We start from the raw sequence: 16,268 nt of genomic DNA, 5'->3' as shown, positions 1-16,268 counted from the left end.
CGCGTGAATCATCGTGTGACCGACGAGGCCATGGTGCGGGCCCTGTACCGCGAATACGGGTCCCCGCTGATGGCCTTCGCCGTGCGGCTGACGGGCGGCGACCGGCGCTGGGCGGAGGACGTCGTCCAGGAGACGCTGGTACGCGCCTGGCGCAACCTGGGGGACCTGCGGACCGACAACGGCTCGTTGATGCCCTGGCTGGCCACCGTGGCCCGCCGGGTCGTGATCGACGACCGGCGCCGGGCCGGCACGCGTCCCCTCGACACCGTGGAGGAGGTCCCGGAACGGGCGAACGCCGTGGCCGCCGAGGACGACCGCCTGCTGCGCGAGATCGTGGTGACCGACGCCATGCTCTCGTTGTCGCCGGCGCACCGCCAGGTGCTCACGGAGACCTTCCTGCGCGATCGCACACTGCAGGAGGCCGCGGAGACGATCGGCGTGCCCGTGGGCACGGTGAAGTCCCGCGTGTACTACGCGATGCGGGCGTTACGCATCGCATTGGAGGAAAGGGGGGTGGGGCTCCCGTGAACGAAGTGCACCACGAGGACGTGGCGGCGTACGCGCTGGGCCTGCTGGACGACGACGAGCGCAACGCCTTCGAACGCCACCTGCACGGCTGCCCGAGCTGCGCCGGCGAGGTCGGCGCGTTCGCGGCCATGGGGGAGCTGATGCGCGACGTCGATCCCGACGACCTGCGCGCCGGACCGGTCGATGCAGAACTGGACTCCCCGGTCGAGTCGCTGCTGGTGCGCCGGGCCGCCGTGGAGCGCCGCCGCCGCACCCTCCACCGGGGGCTCATGTCGGCCGCCGCGTGCTTCCTCGTCGCGACCGGCGTCTTCCTCGCCGTCAACGCGGCGACCTCGGGCCCCAACCCCGACAGCGTGCACAGCCCCGCCCGCGCCCTGCTCATGACCGGCCGCACCTACCCGGTCAACGACCCCGCGACCGGCGTGTCCGGCGTGGTGGGCGTCGAGGACAAGGGCTGGGGCACCCACGTGGCGCTGGAGCTCAAGGGCGTCAAGGGGCCGCTGAAGTGCCGGCTGGTGGCCTTCGGCGACGACGGCCGCTCGGAGACCGTGGCGAGCTGGGGCGTGCCCGACAAGGGGTACGGCGTCCCGGGCGCCCCCGACCCCCTGCTGCTGCACGGCGGCACCAGCCTGACCCAGGACGACCTCAACCACTTCACCATCGAGACCCTGGACGGCCGCATCCTCGCGACCGTGCAGGTGTGACCGCCTACCATCGAGCGATGCGCATCGACCTGCACAGCCACAGCACCGCCTCCGACGGCACGCAGCCGCCGGCCGACGTGGTGCGCCGCGCCCACGAGCGCGGCCTCGACGTGCTCGCGCTGACCGACCACGACACCGTCGCCGGGCACCGCGCGGCCGTCGAGGCGCTGCCCGAGGGCCTGACGCTGGTGCCGGGCATGGAGCTGTCGTGCCGGCGGGCCGGGCAGAGCATCCACCTGCTCGCCTACCTCTTCGACCCCGCCGACCCCGAGCTGCTGGCCGAGTGCGAACGCATCCGCCGGGCCCGCGAGGAACGCGGCAGGCTGACCGTCGAGCGGCTGGTCGAGCTGGGCGTGCCGATCACCTGGGAGCAGGTGGCCGCGGTGGCCGGCGACAGCCCGGTCGGACGGCCGCACATCGCCCGCGCCATGGTCGTCGCGGGGGCCGTGGCCGCGCCGGAGGAGGCGTTCACGCCCGAGTGGATCGGCGCCGGCGGCCGCGCGCACGTCACCCGCTACGCCCTCGACCCCGTACGCGCGGTGCGCCTGGTGCGGTCGGCCGGCGGGGTGCCCGTGCTGGCCCATCCGAAGGCGGTCCGGCGCGGCGAGGCGGTGCCCGACGAGTGGATCGCCGAGCTGGCCGCGGCAGGGCTCTTCGGCGTGGAGGCCGACCACCTCGACCACGACGACGAGGCCCGCGCCCACCTGCGCAGCCTCGCCGCCGGGCTCGGCCTCGAAGTGACCGGGTCGAGCGACGACCACGGCGAGCTGACCGGCCACCGCCTGGGCTGCGAGACCACCGACCCCGAGGTCTACGCGCACCTGCTCGCCGAGGCGAAGGGCGCCGCACCGATCGCGGGCCGTTGAAAGCCGCACCCATCACGGGCCGTTGAGAGCCGCATCGGTCACGGCGCGTTGAACGAGTCGGCGGAACCGGTCACGGCGCGTTGAAGTACGTGGTGAACCAGTCGCGGGCGTGTCCGGCGACGCTCTCCAGCGCGCCCGGCTCCTCGAACAGGTGGGTGGCGCCGGGCACGACGGTCAGGCGGTGCTCGGCGCTCAGGTGCCGCTGCGCCTCCTCGTTCAGGTCGATCACGATCGGGTCCCGGCCGCCGACGATGAGCAGCGTGGGCGCGCGCACCGCGGCCAGCCGCTTCCCGGCCAGGTCGGGCCGCCCGCCGCGGGAGACGATCGCCGCGATCCGGTTGTCCGGCTCGGCCGCCGCCCACAGCGCCGCCGCGGCGCCCGTGCTCGCGCCGAAGTAGCCGATCGGCAGCCCCGCCGCCTCCTCGTTCCCGCGCAGCTCCTCCGTACGCTCCAGCAGCCGTCCGGCCAGCAGCGCGATGTCGAACACGTTGGCCCGGTCGGCCTCCTCCTCGGGCGTGAGCAGGTCGAACAGCAGCGTCCCCAGGCCGGCCTTGTTCAGCACCTCGGCCACGTACCGGTTGCGCGGGCTGAGCCGGCCGCTGCCGCTGCCGTGCGCGAACACCACCACCCCCCGGGCGGCGTCAGGGACGACCAGGTCGCCGGTCATGCTTCACCTCCGACGGGCGCGCTGCCCCGCTGCGCCACAACCTTGCCGCTACCCAGGCACGGCGACCTCTATTCACCGCTCGAATGGGCATTGACCTGGGAGTATGGACAAGGAGCCGGGGCGCAAGCAGCAGAGCGCCGGCGCGCCGCTCGGGCGGATCTTCTCGGGCGCGGCGGCCGGGCTCGCGCGCCTGCGCGCCCAGGGGTTCCGGCAGTGGCTGGGGGCCGAGCGGGAGGCGTTCACCCAGACGGTCAAGGTGACGCTGGCCTGCGTGTTCGGGTGGTGGCTCGCCACGTTCGCGTTGAAGGTGCCGCTGCCCGTGCTGGTGCCGATCGGGGTGCTGCTCACGGTCTCGGCCACCGCCTACAGCACGGTCGTCCGCGGGTTCCAGCAGGTCGGGGCGGTCGTGGTCGGGGTGGCGGCGGCGTCGGGGGTGATCTGGCTGATGGGCGTCAACGCGCTGACGCTGGGCCTGCTGGTGGCGGCCGGACTCGTGCTGACCCGGCTGCTCAACCTGCCGGCCCAGAACGTGCAGATCCCGATCACCGCCCTGCTGGTGCTCTCGCTCGGCCGCACGTACGGCTTTGCGCGCCTGGCCGACGTCCTGCTCGGCGCGGCCATCGGCATCGCGGCGAACCTGCTCATCCTGCCGCCGCGCTTCGTCGAGCACGCCGCCAGGGAGTTGTGCGACATGTCGGCCGAGCTGGCCGACCTGGCCCAGGACATGGCCGACGGGCTGAGCGGCCACTGGACGGAGGACATGGCCCGCGACTGGCTCGACCGCGCCCGCGAGCTGTCCCAGCGCCTGGAGGAGACCAAGGACACCGCCGACCAGGCGGCCGAGTCCGTGCGCCTGACCTTCCGCCGGCGCCGCCGCTACGACCGGCGGCTGCGCCAGTCGGCCGAGGCCGCGACCTGCCTCGACCACGCCGGGCACCAGCTCAGGAGCATCGCGCGCGGGCTGGTGGACCTGGTCGCCGGCGCCCGCGGCCTGCCCGGCGAGAAGGCCGCCGACCTGCCCGAGCCCCTGGCCGGCGAGCTGCGCGCGCTGTCGCGCATCTTCCGCGACTTCGGGCTGATCCAGGTGGGCAAGGCCGCGTCCAGGGACATGGCGAACCTGTGCGCGGCCCTGCGCGAGGGCGAGCACCAGCAGCGCCACCTGGCCGCCGAGCTGGCCGGCTCCCCGCCCAAGGGCCCCCTGTGGCCCCTCTACGGCGCCCTGCTCGACGACTGCGCCAGGATCCGCCACGAGTTCGACCCCGACACCGGCCCCCACCAGTCCGCCTTCCCCTGACCCGACACTGACCCCGGCACCGGCCCCCACCGGTCCGCCTTCCCCTGACCCGACACTGACCCCGGCACCGGCCCGCATCGATCCGCCTTCCCCCGACCCCGCCCGCAGGCCCGCGGACCGTGTCATGATCCCTTCATGATCGACGCGGAGACCGGCTGGTATTTCATGCACGCCTCGATCAAGGGCGTGGTCCTGACCGACGAGGGCGTCCTGCTCTGCAGGAACCCCAGGAACGCCTGGGAGCTGCCCGGCGGCTGGCCCGACCGGGCCGACGACACCCTCGCCGAGGTCGTCCGCCGCGAGGTCCTGGAGGAGAGCGGCCTCGACGTCGAGGTCGGCGGGGTCGTCGGCGCGGAGATCTTCCACATCGCCGGCGGCAAGGTCCTGGTCGTCGCCCTGCTCGCCACCCCCACCGGGCCGGTCGAGCCGCGCGTCAGCGAGGAGCACAGCGACCTGCGCTTCTTCCCCGTCGACCGGCTGCCCGACGACCTCGAAGCCGGCTACGAGCCGCTGATCAGGGCGGCCGTCGGCGCGTGGCGCGAAGACGGCGGGACGCCACCGCGAAGGTGACGGCCCGCCGCGCCCCCGTTCAGGCCAGGAGCAGCGCGGAGACGAACTGGAGCAGGTGCCAGGCCACGTACGCGGCCAGCGAGCAGAACGCCCACTCCTTGCTCCTGCTCACCCGCGCCACCCAGACCAGCACCTCCACCGGTTCGGACCGCGGCCTGACCGCCCGTGCCGCGAAGTAGGCCGCCATCAGCCAGGCCGCCCCCGACGCGGTGAGCAGCCCGACGGACAGGGCGAGCAGCACCCCCGGCCCCGCCGGCGGGTCACCCGGCGAGAGCTGACGGGTCCAGGCCGCCAGCACCCCGGCCAGCAGGCCGAGCGTGACCCGCCGATCCCTGCGCGCCTGTCGCTTGAGTGACTGCAGGTCTCGACGCATCTGGTGCTTGAGCATCCGGATCACCTCCGTGTCGTCGCTGGTGGCACCAGCTAACGAGAAGGCGCGGAGAAGATCTGCGACCTCACTTCCGAGATTTCCCGACTTTTAGCGGTCTTTCAGGAGAGCTCCCGCAGCTCCTGCGCCGCCCGCCGGCCCTCGAAGACGTCCCCCACCTCGTCCAGCGTGCGCACCGCCTCGGCCAGATGGGCCACGGCCGCCTCGCGGTCCCCGAGCCTGGCGGTGATCAGGCCGAGCGCCCTCAGCGCGCATCCCAGGTCGCGCCGCGTCCCGCACTCCAGGTGCACGTCCCTGGCCTGCTTGGCATGCACCAGCGCCTCCTCGGCCCGGTCCAGGTCGAGCAGCACCATGGCCAGCGTCGTGAGCGCCGCCCCCCACCGGTCCCTGGTGCCGGTCACGTGCTGCAGCTCGACGGTCTCCATGGCGTACTCCAGGGCCGCCGCGGGCTCGCCCGCCGCGTGGAGCGCGTGCGCGATCGACAGCAGCGCGCTGGCCCTGCTGTCGCCCGTCTCCTCCCGGATCGCCAGCGAGGCCCGCGCCGCCCGCACCGCCGGCTCGTGCCGCCCGAGCGACAGGTACGTGTAGGTCAGCGTCTCCTGCACGTCGGCCTCGGCTCGCCGGTTGCCCAGCCCCTGGACCAGGTCCAGCGCCTCCAGCGCGTACACGAAGGCCACCTGGGGCAGGCCCTGGCGGCGGCGCACCCGGGCCAGCCGGTTGAGCATGCGGGCCTCGACGGGCTCGTCGCGGATCACCCGGCTGATGACGAGCGCCTGGTTGAGATAGTCGTCGGCGCGCAGGTAGTCCGACAGCCGCCAGTGCACCACCCCGATGTCGCCGAGCGTCTCGGCCTTGCCCTGCTCGTGGTGGAGCTCGACCTGCACCGCGAGCGCCTGCTCGTAGCAGGCCAGCGCCTCGTCGTAGCGCGAGCCGTTGCGCGCTATGCGGCCCAGCGCGCACAGCGCCCGCCCGCACCCGTGCTGGTCACCGGTGGCCGTGTACCCGGCCAGGGCGCGTTCGGCGTCGCGGCGGGCGTCCTGCTGCAGCCCGAGCTGGTCGTAGATCTCGGCCAGGCAGAGCAGCGTCTCGGCCTCGGCGTGCTCGTCGCCCAGCTCGTGGCAGATCGACAGCGCCTCCAGGCCCTCCGACAGCGCCGCGTCGGGCTCGCCCAGGCTCCGCCGCACCCGGGCCGAGATGATCATGCTCTGCGCGGCGCCCCTGCGGTCGCCCAGCTCCTCCCGTACGCGCCGCGCCTGGCCGGCGTACCGGAGCGCCAGATCGTTGCGCTCCTGCGACAGGTGCAGCCGGGCGAGCGTGTGCAGGCACTTCGCCACGCCGGGCAGGTCTCCGATCTCCCGGTGCACCTCCAGCGCCTCGCCCGCGCGGCGCAACGCCTCGTCCCTGTTGCCCGCGATGCCGTGCACCTCCGCCAGGTCGTTGAGCGCGCGGGCCAGCCCCGCGCGGTCGCCCAGCGAGGTGAAGTCGGCCAGCGCCTCGCCGATGAACCTGGCCGCCAGCGTGGACGGCCCGATGTCGCGGTGGATCGAGCCGAGGTGGCTGCGCATGAGCGCGACGGCCCGCCGGTCGCCCACCTGGATGGCCGAGGTCAGCCCGGCCTGCTGCACCTCCAGGTTGTTCTCGTAGTACCGCAGCCTCCTGAACGGCTCGAACACCGCCTCGGCGAGCTGCCAGGCCATTCCGTACGCCCCGCTCTCCTCGGCCAGCCGCACCGCCGAGACCAGCGACCGCCGCTCGGCCTCGAACCACTCGCGCGGCGTGTCCGGACCGGTCGCGACCGCCAGGTAGTGGTCGAGCAGCCGCACCCTGGCCTCGCGCACCCCCGCCTCGGCGTGCCGGCCCAGCTCTCTGGCCTGCCACTTGACCAGGTCGTGCACCCGGTACCGCGACCCGGGCAGCGGCTCGACCAGGTACGCCCGGTGCAGCCCCTCCACCGCCGCCACGGCCTCGCCCACCGGCACGCCCAGCGCCGCCGCCAGCACCTCCGGCGCGAAGTCCCGCCCGGGAAGCAGCCCGACGTGCCGGAAGGCCCGCCGCTGCGCGGGGCTCAGCGACTCGTACGCCAGGTCCAGCGCCGACCTGAACGCCTCCTCCGGGTCCCCGGCCAGCGGCCGGTCCGGCGTACGCAGCTCCGCCGCCCGCGCCCGCACGCTCAGCCCCGGGTCCTCGGCCAGCTTGGCCGCCGAGATCCGCAACGCGTACGGATGGTACGAGCACACCCGGGCCAGCTCGGCCAGCGCGTCCCGGTCGGCGGCCCGCGGCGAGCCCTCGCCGAGCACCGACACCAGCAGCGCCACCGCGTTGCCCGGGTCGAGCACCGACAGGTCCATGAGGTCGGCGTGCCCGGTGGCGCGCAACGGCGCCATCCGCGTCCTGCTGGTCACCAGCACCACGCAGTCCTTGCCGCCCGGCAGCAGCGCCCGCACCTGGGCCGGGTCGGCCGCGTTGTCCAGGACGAGCAGCAGCCTGCGCCCGGCGATCCTGCTGCGGTAGAGCAGCATCAGCTCGGCCTCGTCGGAGGCCGGCATGTGCTCGCCGACGCCGAGCGAGCGCAGGATCTGCCCGAGCGCCTCGGCCGAGCTCATCGGCGGCTGGGTCGGCGAGTGGCCGCGCAGGTCGATCATGATCTGGCCGTCGGAGAACCGGTCGGCGTGCAGGTGGCCCCAGTGCGTCACCAGCGCGGTCTTGCCCACGCCGGTCAGGCCCTGCACGACCATGGTGTTCGTCCGCCGCGGCCGGTCCAGCCAGGCCGTGAGCAGGTCGAGGCTCTGCTGGCGGCCGGTGAAGTCGGACACGTCGGCGGGCAGCTGGCGCGGCTTCGGCAGCTCGCCGACCGGCAGCGGCCCGGCCTGCGCGCCCGGCCGCGTCAGGAACGGCGTCACCCGGCCGCGCCACGGCTCGGACAGGTGCTCCCAGGCCCCCGCGGCCTCGCGCAGCGCCACCGGGTCGGCGATCCGCAGCCTCCGGTACCCCAGCCGCACCAGCCAGCCGCGCCTGACCCACTGCGTGAGCTGCCGCTGCACGACGTCGGGCGCGCTGCCCACGAGGTCGGCCAGCGTGTCCCCGGACAGCGGCGGCGCGGCGGGGGAGGCCAGCTCGTACCGCTCGTCCAGGTGCAGCAGCCACACGGCCAGGCGGGCCGCGACCGGGGCCCGGGCCAGCGCCTCGTGCCTGCGGGCCGCCAGGTTCCTGGCGAACAGCTCCTGGACGAGCGCGGTCGCCACGGCCGGGCCCGCCGAGGCGTGCTCGCGTAACCGCCGCAGGTCGATGGGCCAGGCCCGGACGTCGGTCAGGGCGTCCACCTTGACGCGCTCGCCCGGGCTCCAGAAGGCCAGCTCGCCCACCAGGTCGCCGGGGCCGCGCAGGTCGTGCACGACCTCCCGGTCGCCGCCGGGGACGTGCTCGCGGGCGTACCCGTGGTCGATCAGGTGGACACGGTTGACCGGCCGGACCGGCGAGCAGATCAGCTCGCCGCGGCGGAAGAGGCGGGGGCTCGCGCCCTCGTCGACAAGTGACCTGAACAGACCCACGCCGCCACCACCACCAATCTTGGGGACGGCGGTGTCCTCGACATGACAGGTTGGAAACAGTCCCAACGACAAAGTGTCACATCAGGCGAACACGGGTCAACGGATCACACGTGCGCCGAATCGCTCCGGTCGGGCACGAACCGGTAGCCGACGTTGCGGACGGTCCCGATCAGCGACTCGTTCTCGGTGCCGAGCTTGGCACGCAGCCGCCGGACGTGCACGTCGACCGTCCTGGTGCCGCCGAAGTAGTCGTAGCCCCAGACCTCCTGCAGGAGCTGGGCGCGGGTGAAGACCCGGCCGGGATGCTGGGCCAGGTACTTCAGCAGCTCGAACTCCTTGAACGTCAGGTCGAGCACGTTCCCGCGCAGCCGCGCGGTGTAGGTGGCCTCGTCGATCGACAGGTCGCCGCTGCGGATCTCGTCGGGGACGTCCTCGGCGGCGGTCTGCGACCTGCGCCCGGTCGCCATGCGCAGCCGCGCCTCCACCTCGGCGGGGCCGGCGGTCTCCAGCAGCACGTCGTCGACCCCCCACTCGGCGGTCATCGCGGCCAGGCCGCCCTCGGTCACCACCACCAGCAGCGGGCAGTCGATGCCCGTGGTGCGGATCAACCGGCACAGGCTCTTGGCCTGCACGAGCTCCTTGCGCGCGTCGACGACGACGGCGTCGGCGGGCGGCGTGTCGATGAGCGCCGACGCCTCGGCCGGCGAGACCCGCACGGAATGGAGCAGCAACCCCAGCGCCGGCAGCACCTCGGAGGACGGCTCGAGGGCGTTGGTCAGCAGCAGCAGGTTGCTCATCACGGCCTCCTCTAACACACAAGGACCCGGAGGCGACGTCGCCCAGGTCCTGTACGCGAGGATATCCCACGGCTTAGTCGCGTCCATTGCGCGTCCACCAGGTGAACAGCGGGCCCTTTGAAACAAGCGTGTTAAGGGCGTCGCACAATAGAGCGAAGGCGATTGTGAGGCAACGCATGGCCACAGGAAAAGTACGTTATTGGGCGGCGGCCAAGGAGGCCGCCGGAGTCGCGGAAGAGTCGTTCGAAGCGGCGACTCTTGACGAACTGATGACCAAAATCACACAGGACCGGGCCGAGCTCGCCCGGGTGGTCGGCCGTTCGTCGTTCCTCGTCGACGGCGCCCCCGTGGGCCGGCGCGCCCACGACACGGTGGTGCTCGGCGAGGGCGTCACGGTGGAGGTGCTGCCGCCCTTCGCCGGCGGGTGATCCACGGCTCCGGTGGGGAAGGAGACCGCCGGATCGATAGGCTCGACACCCCCGCCGACGACAGGGAGCCCCATGCGCAAGCTGATCATCTTTCTGATCGTGCTGGTCGTCCTCTTCGTCGTCGTCGACCGCGTCGCGGTGGCCGGGGTGGAGCGTGACCTGTCCAACCGGATCGCCGCCGCCACCGACCTCAGCGGCACCCCCAAGGTGACGATCGAGGGCATCCCGTTTCTCACTCAGGCCGTCTCGGGGCACTATCCCGAGGTACGGTTCGATCTCGGCACCCTCACCTACGGAGGCGTGCCGGTGCAGAACCTGCGCGGCGTCGCCTACGACGTGACCGCCCCGCTGTCCGACGTGCTGCAGAACCGTGCCGACGTCCGGGCCGGGCGGGTCACCGTGAGCGGCGTGCTCACCCGGGCCACGATCGACAAGCACGCGCCCCGGGGCATCAAGATCAGCGGCAACGGGCGGCGGCTCGTGGCGTCGGGAGAGGTGACGGTGGGGGTGCAGAAGGTGCAGTTCACCGCGGAGATGCGGGTCGACGTGGCCGACGGCGCCATCAGGCTCCAGGCGGAGAAGATCCAGGGCGTGCCCGACCAGCTCGCCCACTTCGTCACCTACACGATCCCGTTCAAGGGCGGCCTGCCCTTCGACGTGAAGATCACCGGGGTCAAGAACGTGGCCGACGGATTGGAGTTCTCGGCCGAAGCGTCTGACGTGCCGATCCGTGGATGAGCCTGAACCGCTGCGGCCCCCCGTACGTGATGAGGGCGTGAGCGCAGCAGGCACCGCGGACGAGGAGCTCGTACGCACCCTCTTCGACGAGCACGCCGGGCCACTCTACGGGTACGTGCTGCGACTCACCGGTGATTCCGGACGAGCGGAGGACGTGGTGCAGGAGACGCTGCTGCGGGCCTGGCGGCACCCCGACGCGCTCTCCGGCCGTCCCATCCGGGCCTGGCTGTTCACGGTGGCGCGTAACCTCGTGGTCGACCAGCACCGCGCCAAGAAGGCCCGGCCGCAGGAGACCGGCGACGAGGCCCTCGCGGTCCTGCCGGCCGACGACGAGCTGGAACGGGCGGTCGAGTCGTGGGCCGTGGCCGAGGCGCTGGCCGCGCTGCGGCCCGAGCACCGCGAGGTGCTGCTGGAGGTCTACTACCGGGGGCGATCGGTGAAGGAGGCGTCGGCGACGCTGGGCATACCGCCGGGCACGGTCAAGTCGCGCACCTACTACGCGCTGCGCGCGCTCAAGCTGGCGCTCGAAGAGCGGGGGCTGGCGCCGTGATGACCTGCGAAGAAGTGCGCATCGCGATGGGCGCGCACGCCTTGGGCGCGCTCGAACCGGACGAGGCGCTGGAGATCGACAACCACCTGGCCACCTGCGAGACCTGCGGCGCCGAGCTGCTCGAACTGGAAGGCGTCGCCGCCTTCCTCGGCAAGGTGTCCGAGCGCGACGTCGAGCTGGTGGCCAGCCCGCCGCGCCAGGTGCTCGACCGGCTGCTCAACGCCCGCGCCCGGCGCCACCGGCGTGGCCGGGTCATGCTGGCCGTGGCCGCCTCCGTCGCGGTGATCGCCGTCGGCGGCACGGTCTGGACCGTCACCCGGCAGGACGCCGGGCAGCAGACCGCGGCCGCGCCGGCGGCCGCCCCCCAGTCCTCGGCGGCCGCGAAGTCGCCGGAGACCGAGGGCTTCGTCGCCAGCGACGCCGCGCCCGACGCCCAGCTCAGGAAGGCCCTGCCGACGCCGAGCTCGATGCCCACGACGGCCCTGAGCACCACCGGCGACGGCCGGGCGTTCAAGGGCGAGAACCGGGCCAAGGACTACTACGCCACGGTCTACGCGCTGCCCGGCGACGGGCGCACCGAGCTGCTGGTGACCGTGCGGAACGTGCCGGTCGGCACCGCCTGCAGCCTGGCCGTCTACGACGACAGGGGGCGGCGCGAGGTCGTCGGGAGCTGGACCGTCAGTCGCGAGAGCTACCGCGAGGAGACCGTCTTCCAGATGGCGACGCCGGTGCTCATGCGGCGCATCGATCGCTTCGAGGTCGTCGACCGGCGGGGACGCGTCCTGGTGGACGTCGCCGGACCGGCCAGGAAGTAATCGCGGCCGCCCGTGGTTGGCACCTGAGGTGACGGGTCTGTGGATCGCGCTGGCGACGCTGGCGCTCGGCACGGTGATCGGGGTGGTACGTCTGCGCCGCGACGGACGGGTGCGCGCGGCGGCCGGGGAACGGCTGACCGCGGACATGCTGGGCGCCGCCATGGGCGAGCGGGCCACGCTGGTGCAGTTCTCGACCGCGTTCTGCCAGCCGTGCCGGGCGACCAGGCGGGTTCTGGCCGACGTGAGCGCGCTCGTGCCCGGGGTCGCGCACGTGGAGATCGACGCCGAGTCCCGGCTCGATCTGGTGCGGCGGTTCGACGTCATGCGCACGCCCACCGTGTTTGTGCTGGATCCGTCAGGCAACGTGGTCAAAAAGGCCTCTGGCCAGCCACGGAAGGCCGACGTGCTGGCCGCGCTGGCGGTCGCGATCCCCTCCGGGGAGTCACGGCCGTCTCACGAACTGTCTCAGAACTCGGACGAGATGTGACAGATGGCGAGACGACGAGTAGGGTCGTCGCTATGAACCCGTCGACAGAGCTGCTCACGAAGCGGCGCGCGGTTGATTTCTGCCGCGTAGCCACCGCGCTCTGTCGCGCTGCCTGAGGACGGTCACCGCGGACATCTGGTCCGCCCCATCCGACCCCTTCAGGAGCATCCTGCGATGCGTGCTGATCCCAGAGCGCTGCGCTTCGGCGCGGCCGTCACCACCTTGGTCCTCGCTCTCGTCCTCGTGACGGGCAGCGCGTGGCTGCTCGCCGTCCAGGCGGTGGTCTTCGCGCTGGGAGTCGCGCGCCGCTCGCCGTACACGATGCTCTTCAAGGCGCTCGTCAGGAGCGCTCCGAAGGAGACAGAAGACGCCCGCCCGCCGCGGTTCGCGCAGGGGGTGGGGCTGCTCTTCGCGGTCGCGGGGCTGGCCGGGTTCGTCACCGGGATCACGCCGCTGGCCCTCGGGGCCACGGCCGCGGCTCTCCTCGCCGCCTTCCTCAACGCAGCCTTCGGATTCTGCCTCGGCTGCGAAACGTACCTGCTCATTCGCCGTCTACTGCCCGCCGCCAAAATGGAGGTTTCCCAATGAGCCGCTCCGCCGCCCTGGTGGACGCCGACTGGGTCGAGGCCAACCTCGACACCCCCAACGTCGTACTCGTCGAGGTCGACGAAGACGTCAGCGCCTATGACAAGGGCCACATCCGTGGCGCCGTGAAGGTCGACTGGCGGCAGGACCTGCAGGACCCGGTCCGCCGCGACTTCGTGGACAAGACCGGTTTCGAGGCCCTGCTGTCGGACCGCGGCATTTCCAACGATGACACCGTCGTGCTCTACGGCGGCAACAACAACTGGTTCGCGGCCTACGCGTACTGGTACTTCAAGCTCTACGGCCACCAGGACGTCAAGCTGCTCGACGGCGGGCGCAAGAAGTGGGAGCTCGACTCCCGCGAGCTGGTCCGCGACGTGCCCGAGCGCGCCAAGACCCAGTACGTCGCCCAGGAGCAGGACACCGCGATCCGCGCCTTCCGCGACGACGTGGTCTCCGCGATCGGCAAGCTCAACCTGGTCGACGTGCGCTCGCCCGACGAGTTCACCGGCAAGCTGCTCGCCCCGGCCCACCTCCCGCAGGAGCAGGCCCAGCGCGGCGGCCATGTGCCCACCGCCCGCAACATCCCGTGGTCCAAGGCCGCGAACGACGACGGCACCTTCAAGTCCGACGACGCGCTGCGCGCCCTCTACGGCGAGGCCGGCGTCGACTTCGGCAAGGACACCATCGCCTACTGCCGCATCGGCGAGCGCTCGGCGCACACCTGGTTCGTGCTGCACGAGCTCCTCGACCAGGGCAACGTGAAGAACTACGACGGTTCGTGGACGGAATACGGCTCGCTCGTGGGCGTGCCGATCGAGCTGGGGGAGGCCCGCTGATGACCACTGCACAGGGTTGCGGAGCGCCGGAGCAGACCATCGCGCTGCCGGCCGGGATCGATCTGTCCAACCAGGCCGTCATCCAGGGCGTGGTGACGGGCGCCACCACCGCCTACGCGCGGCTGCTCGACCACTCCGGCGAGTTCACCGGTGAGGTCGTCGTCTCCGACGACGGCGTCTTCCGCTTCTTCGCCGCGCCCGGCGACTGGACCGTCCGCATCATCGCGGGCGGCGGCGTCACCCGCGACGTTCAGGTGGAGGCCCGGCTGGGTGAGGTCTCCCAGCTCGCGGTCGCCGTCTGAGCCCAGACAGCGCCGAGACGGGGCCCGTGTCCACACCGGACACGGGCCCCGTTCCCGTTCCGGGCGAGCGCAACGAAACCCGGCGCGGCGGTGTTGTAGAGGGCGTGAGTGGAACCGACTGTCTCGACCCGGTGCGCAAGGCGCTCCTCGACGACCTCGACGAGGGCTTCGCCGAGCTGTACGCCGCCCACCGCGGCCTGGTCTTCTCGACCGCGCTGCGGCTGAGCGGGCGCTGGGCCGACGCCGAGGACCTCACCGCCGAGGCGTTCCTGCGGGCGTACCGGGCACTGGCGGGCTACGGGCCCGACCGCGTGGCCGCGTTGCAGCCGCGGGCCTGGCTGATGACGATCCTCATGAACATCTGGCGCAACTGCGCCAGGGCCAAATCCCGCAAACCGCCACCCGACCTGCGTGACGAGCCCGTGGACGAGCCCGACCCCGCCCAGGACGTCGAGGAGGCGACGGTCCGCAGGGAGACCGGCGACGAGCTGTCGGAGCTGCTCGGTCTGCTGCCCGCGGAACAGCGGGCCGCCGTGGTGCTCAGGCACGTCGTCGACCTGCCGGTCAGCGAGATCGCCACCGTGCTCAGGATTCCGCAGGGCACGGTCAAGTCGCACGTGTCGCGAGGGCTGCGGCGGCTGCGCGAACTGGGAGGTGCCCGATGAACGACGATTCACTGCTGGCCGGGCTGGCCGCGCTGGCCACCGACGCGCCCGCCGGACTGCTCGACCGGATCGCCGCCCGCTGGGTGAGCGTGCCCGCGCCGATCGGCGAGCTGCGGGTGGCCTTCACCGACCAGGGCGTGGCCTACGTGCACGCCGGCGACGACTTCGCCGCTTCGTTCCGGAAACGGTTCGGCCGGCCGCTGCTGGCCGCCGACCGGCCGCCCGCGGGGCTGGTTCCCGCGCTGCGCACCGGCCGTCTGGGCAAGGTGCCGCTGGACCTGCGCGGCGTCAGCGGCTTCCAGCGTGACGTGCTCGACGCGGTCAGGACGATCCCGAGGGGCGAGGTCAGGCCGTACTCGTGGGTGGCCGAGCAGATCGGGCGGCCGCGGGCCGTGCGCGCGGTGGGGACGGCGCTCGGCGCCAACCCGGTGCCGCTGCTCGTGCCGTGCCACCGGGTCGTCAGGTCCGACGGCGTGAGCGGCGACTACGTGTTCGGCCCGGCGGCCAAGGAACGGCTGCTGCTGGCCGAGGGCGTCGACCTGGACCGGGTGCGCGCGCTGGCCGGGGAGCGGGTGTTCTACCTGGCCAGCGACACCACCGGCGTGGTGTGCTTCCCGACCTGCCACAACGCCCGCCGGATCACCCCCGCGCACCGGCACGGCTTCCGCAGCGTCGCCCAGGCCAGGGCGGCCGGCTACCGGCCGTGCCGCACCTGCCGGCCCGCTCAGGCGGAGGGCTTGGTCGGGTAGCGCATCAGGAGGGTGGCGCGCACGACGTCGGGGCCGTGCGCGCGGTAGCCGTGGGGGACGTCGGAGAGCCAGGAGATGTGGTCGCCCGGCCCGGCCGTGAGCGGCTCGTGGATCGGGCCGGCGCTGAGCGTGCCGGTGAAGACCGTGACGTGCTCGCTCACCCCCTTGTGGTGGGCGGGCGAGGTCTGGGTGACGCCCGGGGGCACGCGGACGCGGTAGAGCTCGTAGGTGACGCTGTCGTCCTCGAAGACCTCCAGCAGGTCGGCCTCGATGGCGGCGCCGCGCATGGTCCGCGGCTCGGGCGGCGAGTCGAGTATCGCCCCGATGGGCACGCCGAGCTGTGCGGTGATCGCCCAGAGCGTCTCCAGCGTGGGGTTGCGGGTGCCGGTCTCGACGCCGGACAGCGTGGCCTTCCCGATGCCCGCCCGCTTGGCGAGCTCGGACAGCGAGACGCCGCGCGCCTGGCGCAGCCGTCGCAGCCGGTCACCGACGACGGCGGGGTCCTGGTCGAACGCGGGCAGCGGCTCCATGACGCCATCGTGCCGCAAGGCTCGTGCGGTGTGACCGTCTCTCGGGGGCCGAATCAACGTTTCCCGGATTTGCCACTGCTCAGGAGTGGCCTGGAAACACGCCGGCCACAGGCTGTCCACGGGTTGCGGCTGCGGCGTAAGGGACAGACCGCTACGATTCAGCAGATGTCCGGATCGACAGGTGTGATGGCGCCGCCCCGACCTGGGCCTACGCCGGC

At 72.8% G+C, this 16,268-nt stretch carries 20 protein-coding genes; 15 read left to right on the top strand and 5 right to left on the bottom strand.

Translation table 11 applies throughout. The features are described 5' to 3' along the window. Positions 1-3: 3 nt before the first annotated feature. The 3 genes from ACWEJ6_RS35030 to ACWEJ6_RS35020 are packed head-to-tail and all read left to right on the top strand — an operon-like array spanning position 4 to position 2,098. Complete coding sequence (locus ACWEJ6_RS35030) at positions 4-528, top strand: sigma-70 family RNA polymerase sigma factor (RefSeq protein ID WP_357706187.1); 525 nt, start codon at positions 4-6, stop codon at positions 526-528. Then, on the top strand, positions 525-1,232 hold the full coding sequence (locus tag ACWEJ6_RS35025) for a zf-HC2 domain-containing protein (protein ID WP_358289406.1): 708 nt from the start codon (positions 525-527) through the stop codon (positions 1,230-1,232). Before ACWEJ6_RS35030 ends, ACWEJ6_RS35025 begins: the two co-directional genes overlap by 4 nt. Before the next feature lie 17 nt (positions 1,233-1,249). Next, entirely contained in the window at positions 1,250-2,098 is an 849-nt protein-coding gene (locus tag ACWEJ6_RS35020) for a PHP domain-containing protein (protein ID WP_452429317.1), read from the top strand. A 70-nt stretch (positions 2,099-2,168) separates the two neighbouring features. On the opposite strand, the gene ACWEJ6_RS35015 is transcribed toward ACWEJ6_RS35020, so the two are convergent. Next, positions 2,169-2,765, bottom strand: a complete 597-nt coding sequence (locus ACWEJ6_RS35015; RefSeq protein ID WP_452429315.1) for a dienelactone hydrolase family protein — start codon at positions 2,763-2,765, stop codon at positions 2,169-2,171. A gap of 103 nt (positions 2,766-2,868) precedes the next feature. Between ACWEJ6_RS35015 and ACWEJ6_RS35010 the strand changes: the two genes are divergently transcribed. Together ACWEJ6_RS35010 and ACWEJ6_RS35005 are read left to right on the top strand one after the other, a co-directional pair. Next, positions 2,869-4,059 carry an FUSC family protein gene (locus ACWEJ6_RS35010; protein ID WP_452429313.1) on the top strand — a complete coding sequence of 397 codons (1,191 nt, stop codon included), beginning with the start codon at positions 2,869-2,871 and terminating at the stop codon, positions 4,057-4,059. 135 nt (positions 4,060-4,194) lie between these two features. Next, positions 4,195-4,629: an NUDIX domain-containing protein gene (locus ACWEJ6_RS35005; protein WP_452429311.1), complete on the top strand. Its 435-nt coding sequence runs from the start codon at positions 4,195-4,197 to the stop codon at positions 4,627-4,629. 19 nt (positions 4,630-4,648) lie between these two features. Here the strand turns inward: ACWEJ6_RS35005 and ACWEJ6_RS35000 are convergent, their stop codons facing one another. The 3 genes from ACWEJ6_RS35000 to ACWEJ6_RS34990 all read right to left on the bottom strand — a co-directional run bounded on the left by ACWEJ6_RS35000 (position 4,649) and on the right by ACWEJ6_RS34990 (position 9,362). Beyond that, positions 4,649-5,017 carry a hypothetical protein gene (locus tag ACWEJ6_RS35000; protein ID WP_387679428.1) on the bottom strand — a complete coding sequence of 123 codons (369 nt, stop codon included), beginning with the start codon at positions 5,015-5,017 and terminating at the stop codon, positions 4,649-4,651. Positions 5,018-5,118: 101 nt separating this feature from the next. After that, the gene (locus ACWEJ6_RS34995; protein WP_452429309.1) at positions 5,119-8,565 is read right to left on the bottom strand and encodes a tetratricopeptide repeat protein; all 3,447 of its coding nucleotides are present in this window, start codon (positions 8,563-8,565) and stop codon (positions 5,119-5,121) included. A gap of 104 nt (positions 8,566-8,669) precedes the next feature. Further along, entirely contained in the window at positions 8,670-9,362 is a 693-nt protein-coding gene (locus tag ACWEJ6_RS34990; protein ID WP_357994472.1) for a winged helix-turn-helix transcriptional regulator, read from the bottom strand. A 176-nt stretch (positions 9,363-9,538) separates the two neighbouring features. Here ACWEJ6_RS34990 and ACWEJ6_RS34985 point away from each other — a divergent pair, with 176 nt between their 5' ends. The 10 genes from ACWEJ6_RS34985 (at position 9,539) to ACWEJ6_RS34940 (ending at position 15,520) form a co-directional block, all read left to right on the top strand. Continuing rightward, positions 9,539-9,790 carry a MoaD/ThiS family protein gene (locus tag ACWEJ6_RS34985; protein ID WP_358289389.1) on the top strand — a complete coding sequence of 84 codons (252 nt, stop codon included), beginning with the start codon at positions 9,539-9,541 and terminating at the stop codon, positions 9,788-9,790. A 72-nt stretch (positions 9,791-9,862) separates the two neighbouring features. Further along, positions 9,863-10,528, top strand: coding sequence for an LmeA family phospholipid-binding protein (locus ACWEJ6_RS34980; RefSeq protein WP_364326462.1), 666 nt, complete (start codon positions 9,863-9,865; stop codon positions 10,526-10,528). Between the two features lie 37 nt (positions 10,529-10,565). Next, the gene (locus tag ACWEJ6_RS34975) at positions 10,566-11,078 is read left to right on the top strand and encodes a sigma-70 family RNA polymerase sigma factor (RefSeq protein ID WP_125643242.1); all 513 of its coding nucleotides are present in this window, start codon (positions 10,566-10,568) and stop codon (positions 11,076-11,078) included. Beyond that, positions 11,078-11,893 carry an anti-sigma factor family protein gene (locus ACWEJ6_RS34970; protein WP_452429305.1) on the top strand — a complete coding sequence of 272 codons (816 nt, stop codon included), beginning with the start codon at positions 11,078-11,080 and terminating at the stop codon, positions 11,891-11,893. The genes ACWEJ6_RS34975 and ACWEJ6_RS34970 overlap by 1 nt, the downstream gene beginning before the upstream one ends. A 28-nt stretch (positions 11,894-11,921) precedes the next feature. After that, complete coding sequence (locus ACWEJ6_RS34965) at positions 11,922-12,380, top strand: thioredoxin family protein (RefSeq protein WP_387679414.1); 459 nt, start codon at positions 11,922-11,924, stop codon at positions 12,378-12,380. Positions 12,381-12,554: 174 nt separating this feature from the next. Continuing rightward, positions 12,555-12,968, top strand: coding sequence for a DUF4395 domain-containing protein (locus tag ACWEJ6_RS34960; protein WP_397154110.1), 414 nt, complete (start codon positions 12,555-12,557; stop codon positions 12,966-12,968). Then, positions 12,965-13,804, top strand: a complete 840-nt coding sequence (locus tag ACWEJ6_RS34955; protein WP_358289377.1) for a sulfurtransferase — start codon at positions 12,965-12,967, stop codon at positions 13,802-13,804. The genes ACWEJ6_RS34960 and ACWEJ6_RS34955 overlap by 4 nt, the downstream gene beginning before the upstream one ends. Next, a complete protein-coding gene (locus ACWEJ6_RS34950; RefSeq protein ID WP_357706203.1) occupies positions 13,804-14,106 on the top strand; it encodes a DUF1416 domain-containing protein in 303 nt (100 codons plus the stop codon). The genes ACWEJ6_RS34955 and ACWEJ6_RS34950 overlap by 1 nt, the downstream gene beginning before the upstream one ends. A gap of 104 nt (positions 14,107-14,210) precedes the next feature. Then, complete coding sequence (locus tag ACWEJ6_RS34945) at positions 14,211-14,771, top strand: RNA polymerase sigma factor (protein ID WP_452429302.1); 561 nt, start codon at positions 14,211-14,213, stop codon at positions 14,769-14,771. Then, positions 14,768-15,520, top strand: coding sequence for a methylated-DNA--[protein]-cysteine S-methyltransferase (locus tag ACWEJ6_RS34940; RefSeq protein ID WP_387679406.1), 753 nt, complete (start codon positions 14,768-14,770; stop codon positions 15,518-15,520). Before ACWEJ6_RS34945 ends, ACWEJ6_RS34940 begins: the two co-directional genes overlap by 4 nt. Here ACWEJ6_RS34940 and ACWEJ6_RS34935 read toward each other — a convergent pair. After that, entirely contained in the window at positions 15,496-16,050 is a 555-nt protein-coding gene (locus ACWEJ6_RS34935) for a helix-turn-helix domain-containing protein (RefSeq protein ID WP_387679403.1), read from the bottom strand. The two genes, ACWEJ6_RS34940 and ACWEJ6_RS34935, sit on opposite strands and share 25 nt — an antisense overlap. Positions 16,051-16,268: the final 218 nt, after the last annotated feature.

The organism is Nonomuraea sp. NPDC004702, assembly GCF_053601695.1.
This window is presented reverse-complemented; position numbering and strand designations above follow the sequence as displayed.

Excerpts from the sequence above, each read along its gene's own strand:
- ACWEJ6_RS35010 (WP_452429313.1), top strand. The coding sequence starts at position 2,869 with ATGGACAAGGAGCCGGGGCGCAAGCAGCAGAGCGCCGGCGCGCCGCTC.
- ACWEJ6_RS35020 (WP_452429317.1), top strand. The coding sequence starts at position 1,250 with ATGCGCATCGACCTGCACAGCCACAGCACCGCCTCCGACGGCACGCAG.
- ACWEJ6_RS34935 (WP_387679403.1), bottom strand. The coding sequence starts at position 16,050 with ATGGAGCCGCTGCCCGCGTTCGACCAGGACCCCGCCGTCGTCGGTGAC.
- ACWEJ6_RS35015 (WP_452429315.1), bottom strand. The coding sequence starts at position 2,765 with ATGACCGGCGACCTGGTCGTCCCTGACGCCGCCCGGGGGGTGGTGGTG.
- ACWEJ6_RS35005 (WP_452429311.1), top strand. The coding sequence starts at position 4,195 with ATGATCGACGCGGAGACCGGCTGGTATTTCATGCACGCCTCGATCAAG.
- ACWEJ6_RS34970 (WP_452429305.1), top strand. The coding sequence starts at position 11,078 with ATGACCTGCGAAGAAGTGCGCATCGCGATGGGCGCGCACGCCTTGGGC.
- ACWEJ6_RS34985 (WP_358289389.1), top strand. The coding sequence starts at position 9,539 with ATGGCCACAGGAAAAGTACGTTATTGGGCGGCGGCCAAGGAGGCCGCC.
- ACWEJ6_RS34950 (WP_357706203.1), top strand. The coding sequence starts at position 13,804 with ATGACCACTGCACAGGGTTGCGGAGCGCCGGAGCAGACCATCGCGCTG.
- ACWEJ6_RS35000 (WP_387679428.1), bottom strand. The coding sequence starts at position 5,017 with ATGCTCAAGCACCAGATGCGTCGAGACCTGCAGTCACTCAAGCGACAG.
- ACWEJ6_RS34980 (WP_364326462.1), top strand. The coding sequence starts at position 9,863 with ATGCGCAAGCTGATCATCTTTCTGATCGTGCTGGTCGTCCTCTTCGTC.
- ACWEJ6_RS34990 (WP_357994472.1), bottom strand. The coding sequence starts at position 9,362 with ATGAGCAACCTGCTGCTGCTGACCAACGCCCTCGAGCCGTCCTCCGAG.
- ACWEJ6_RS34955 (WP_358289377.1), top strand. The coding sequence starts at position 12,965 with ATGAGCCGCTCCGCCGCCCTGGTGGACGCCGACTGGGTCGAGGCCAAC.
- ACWEJ6_RS34960 (WP_397154110.1), top strand. The coding sequence starts at position 12,555 with ATGCGTGCTGATCCCAGAGCGCTGCGCTTCGGCGCGGCCGTCACCACC.
- ACWEJ6_RS34940 (WP_387679406.1), top strand. The coding sequence starts at position 14,768 with ATGAACGACGATTCACTGCTGGCCGGGCTGGCCGCGCTGGCCACCGAC.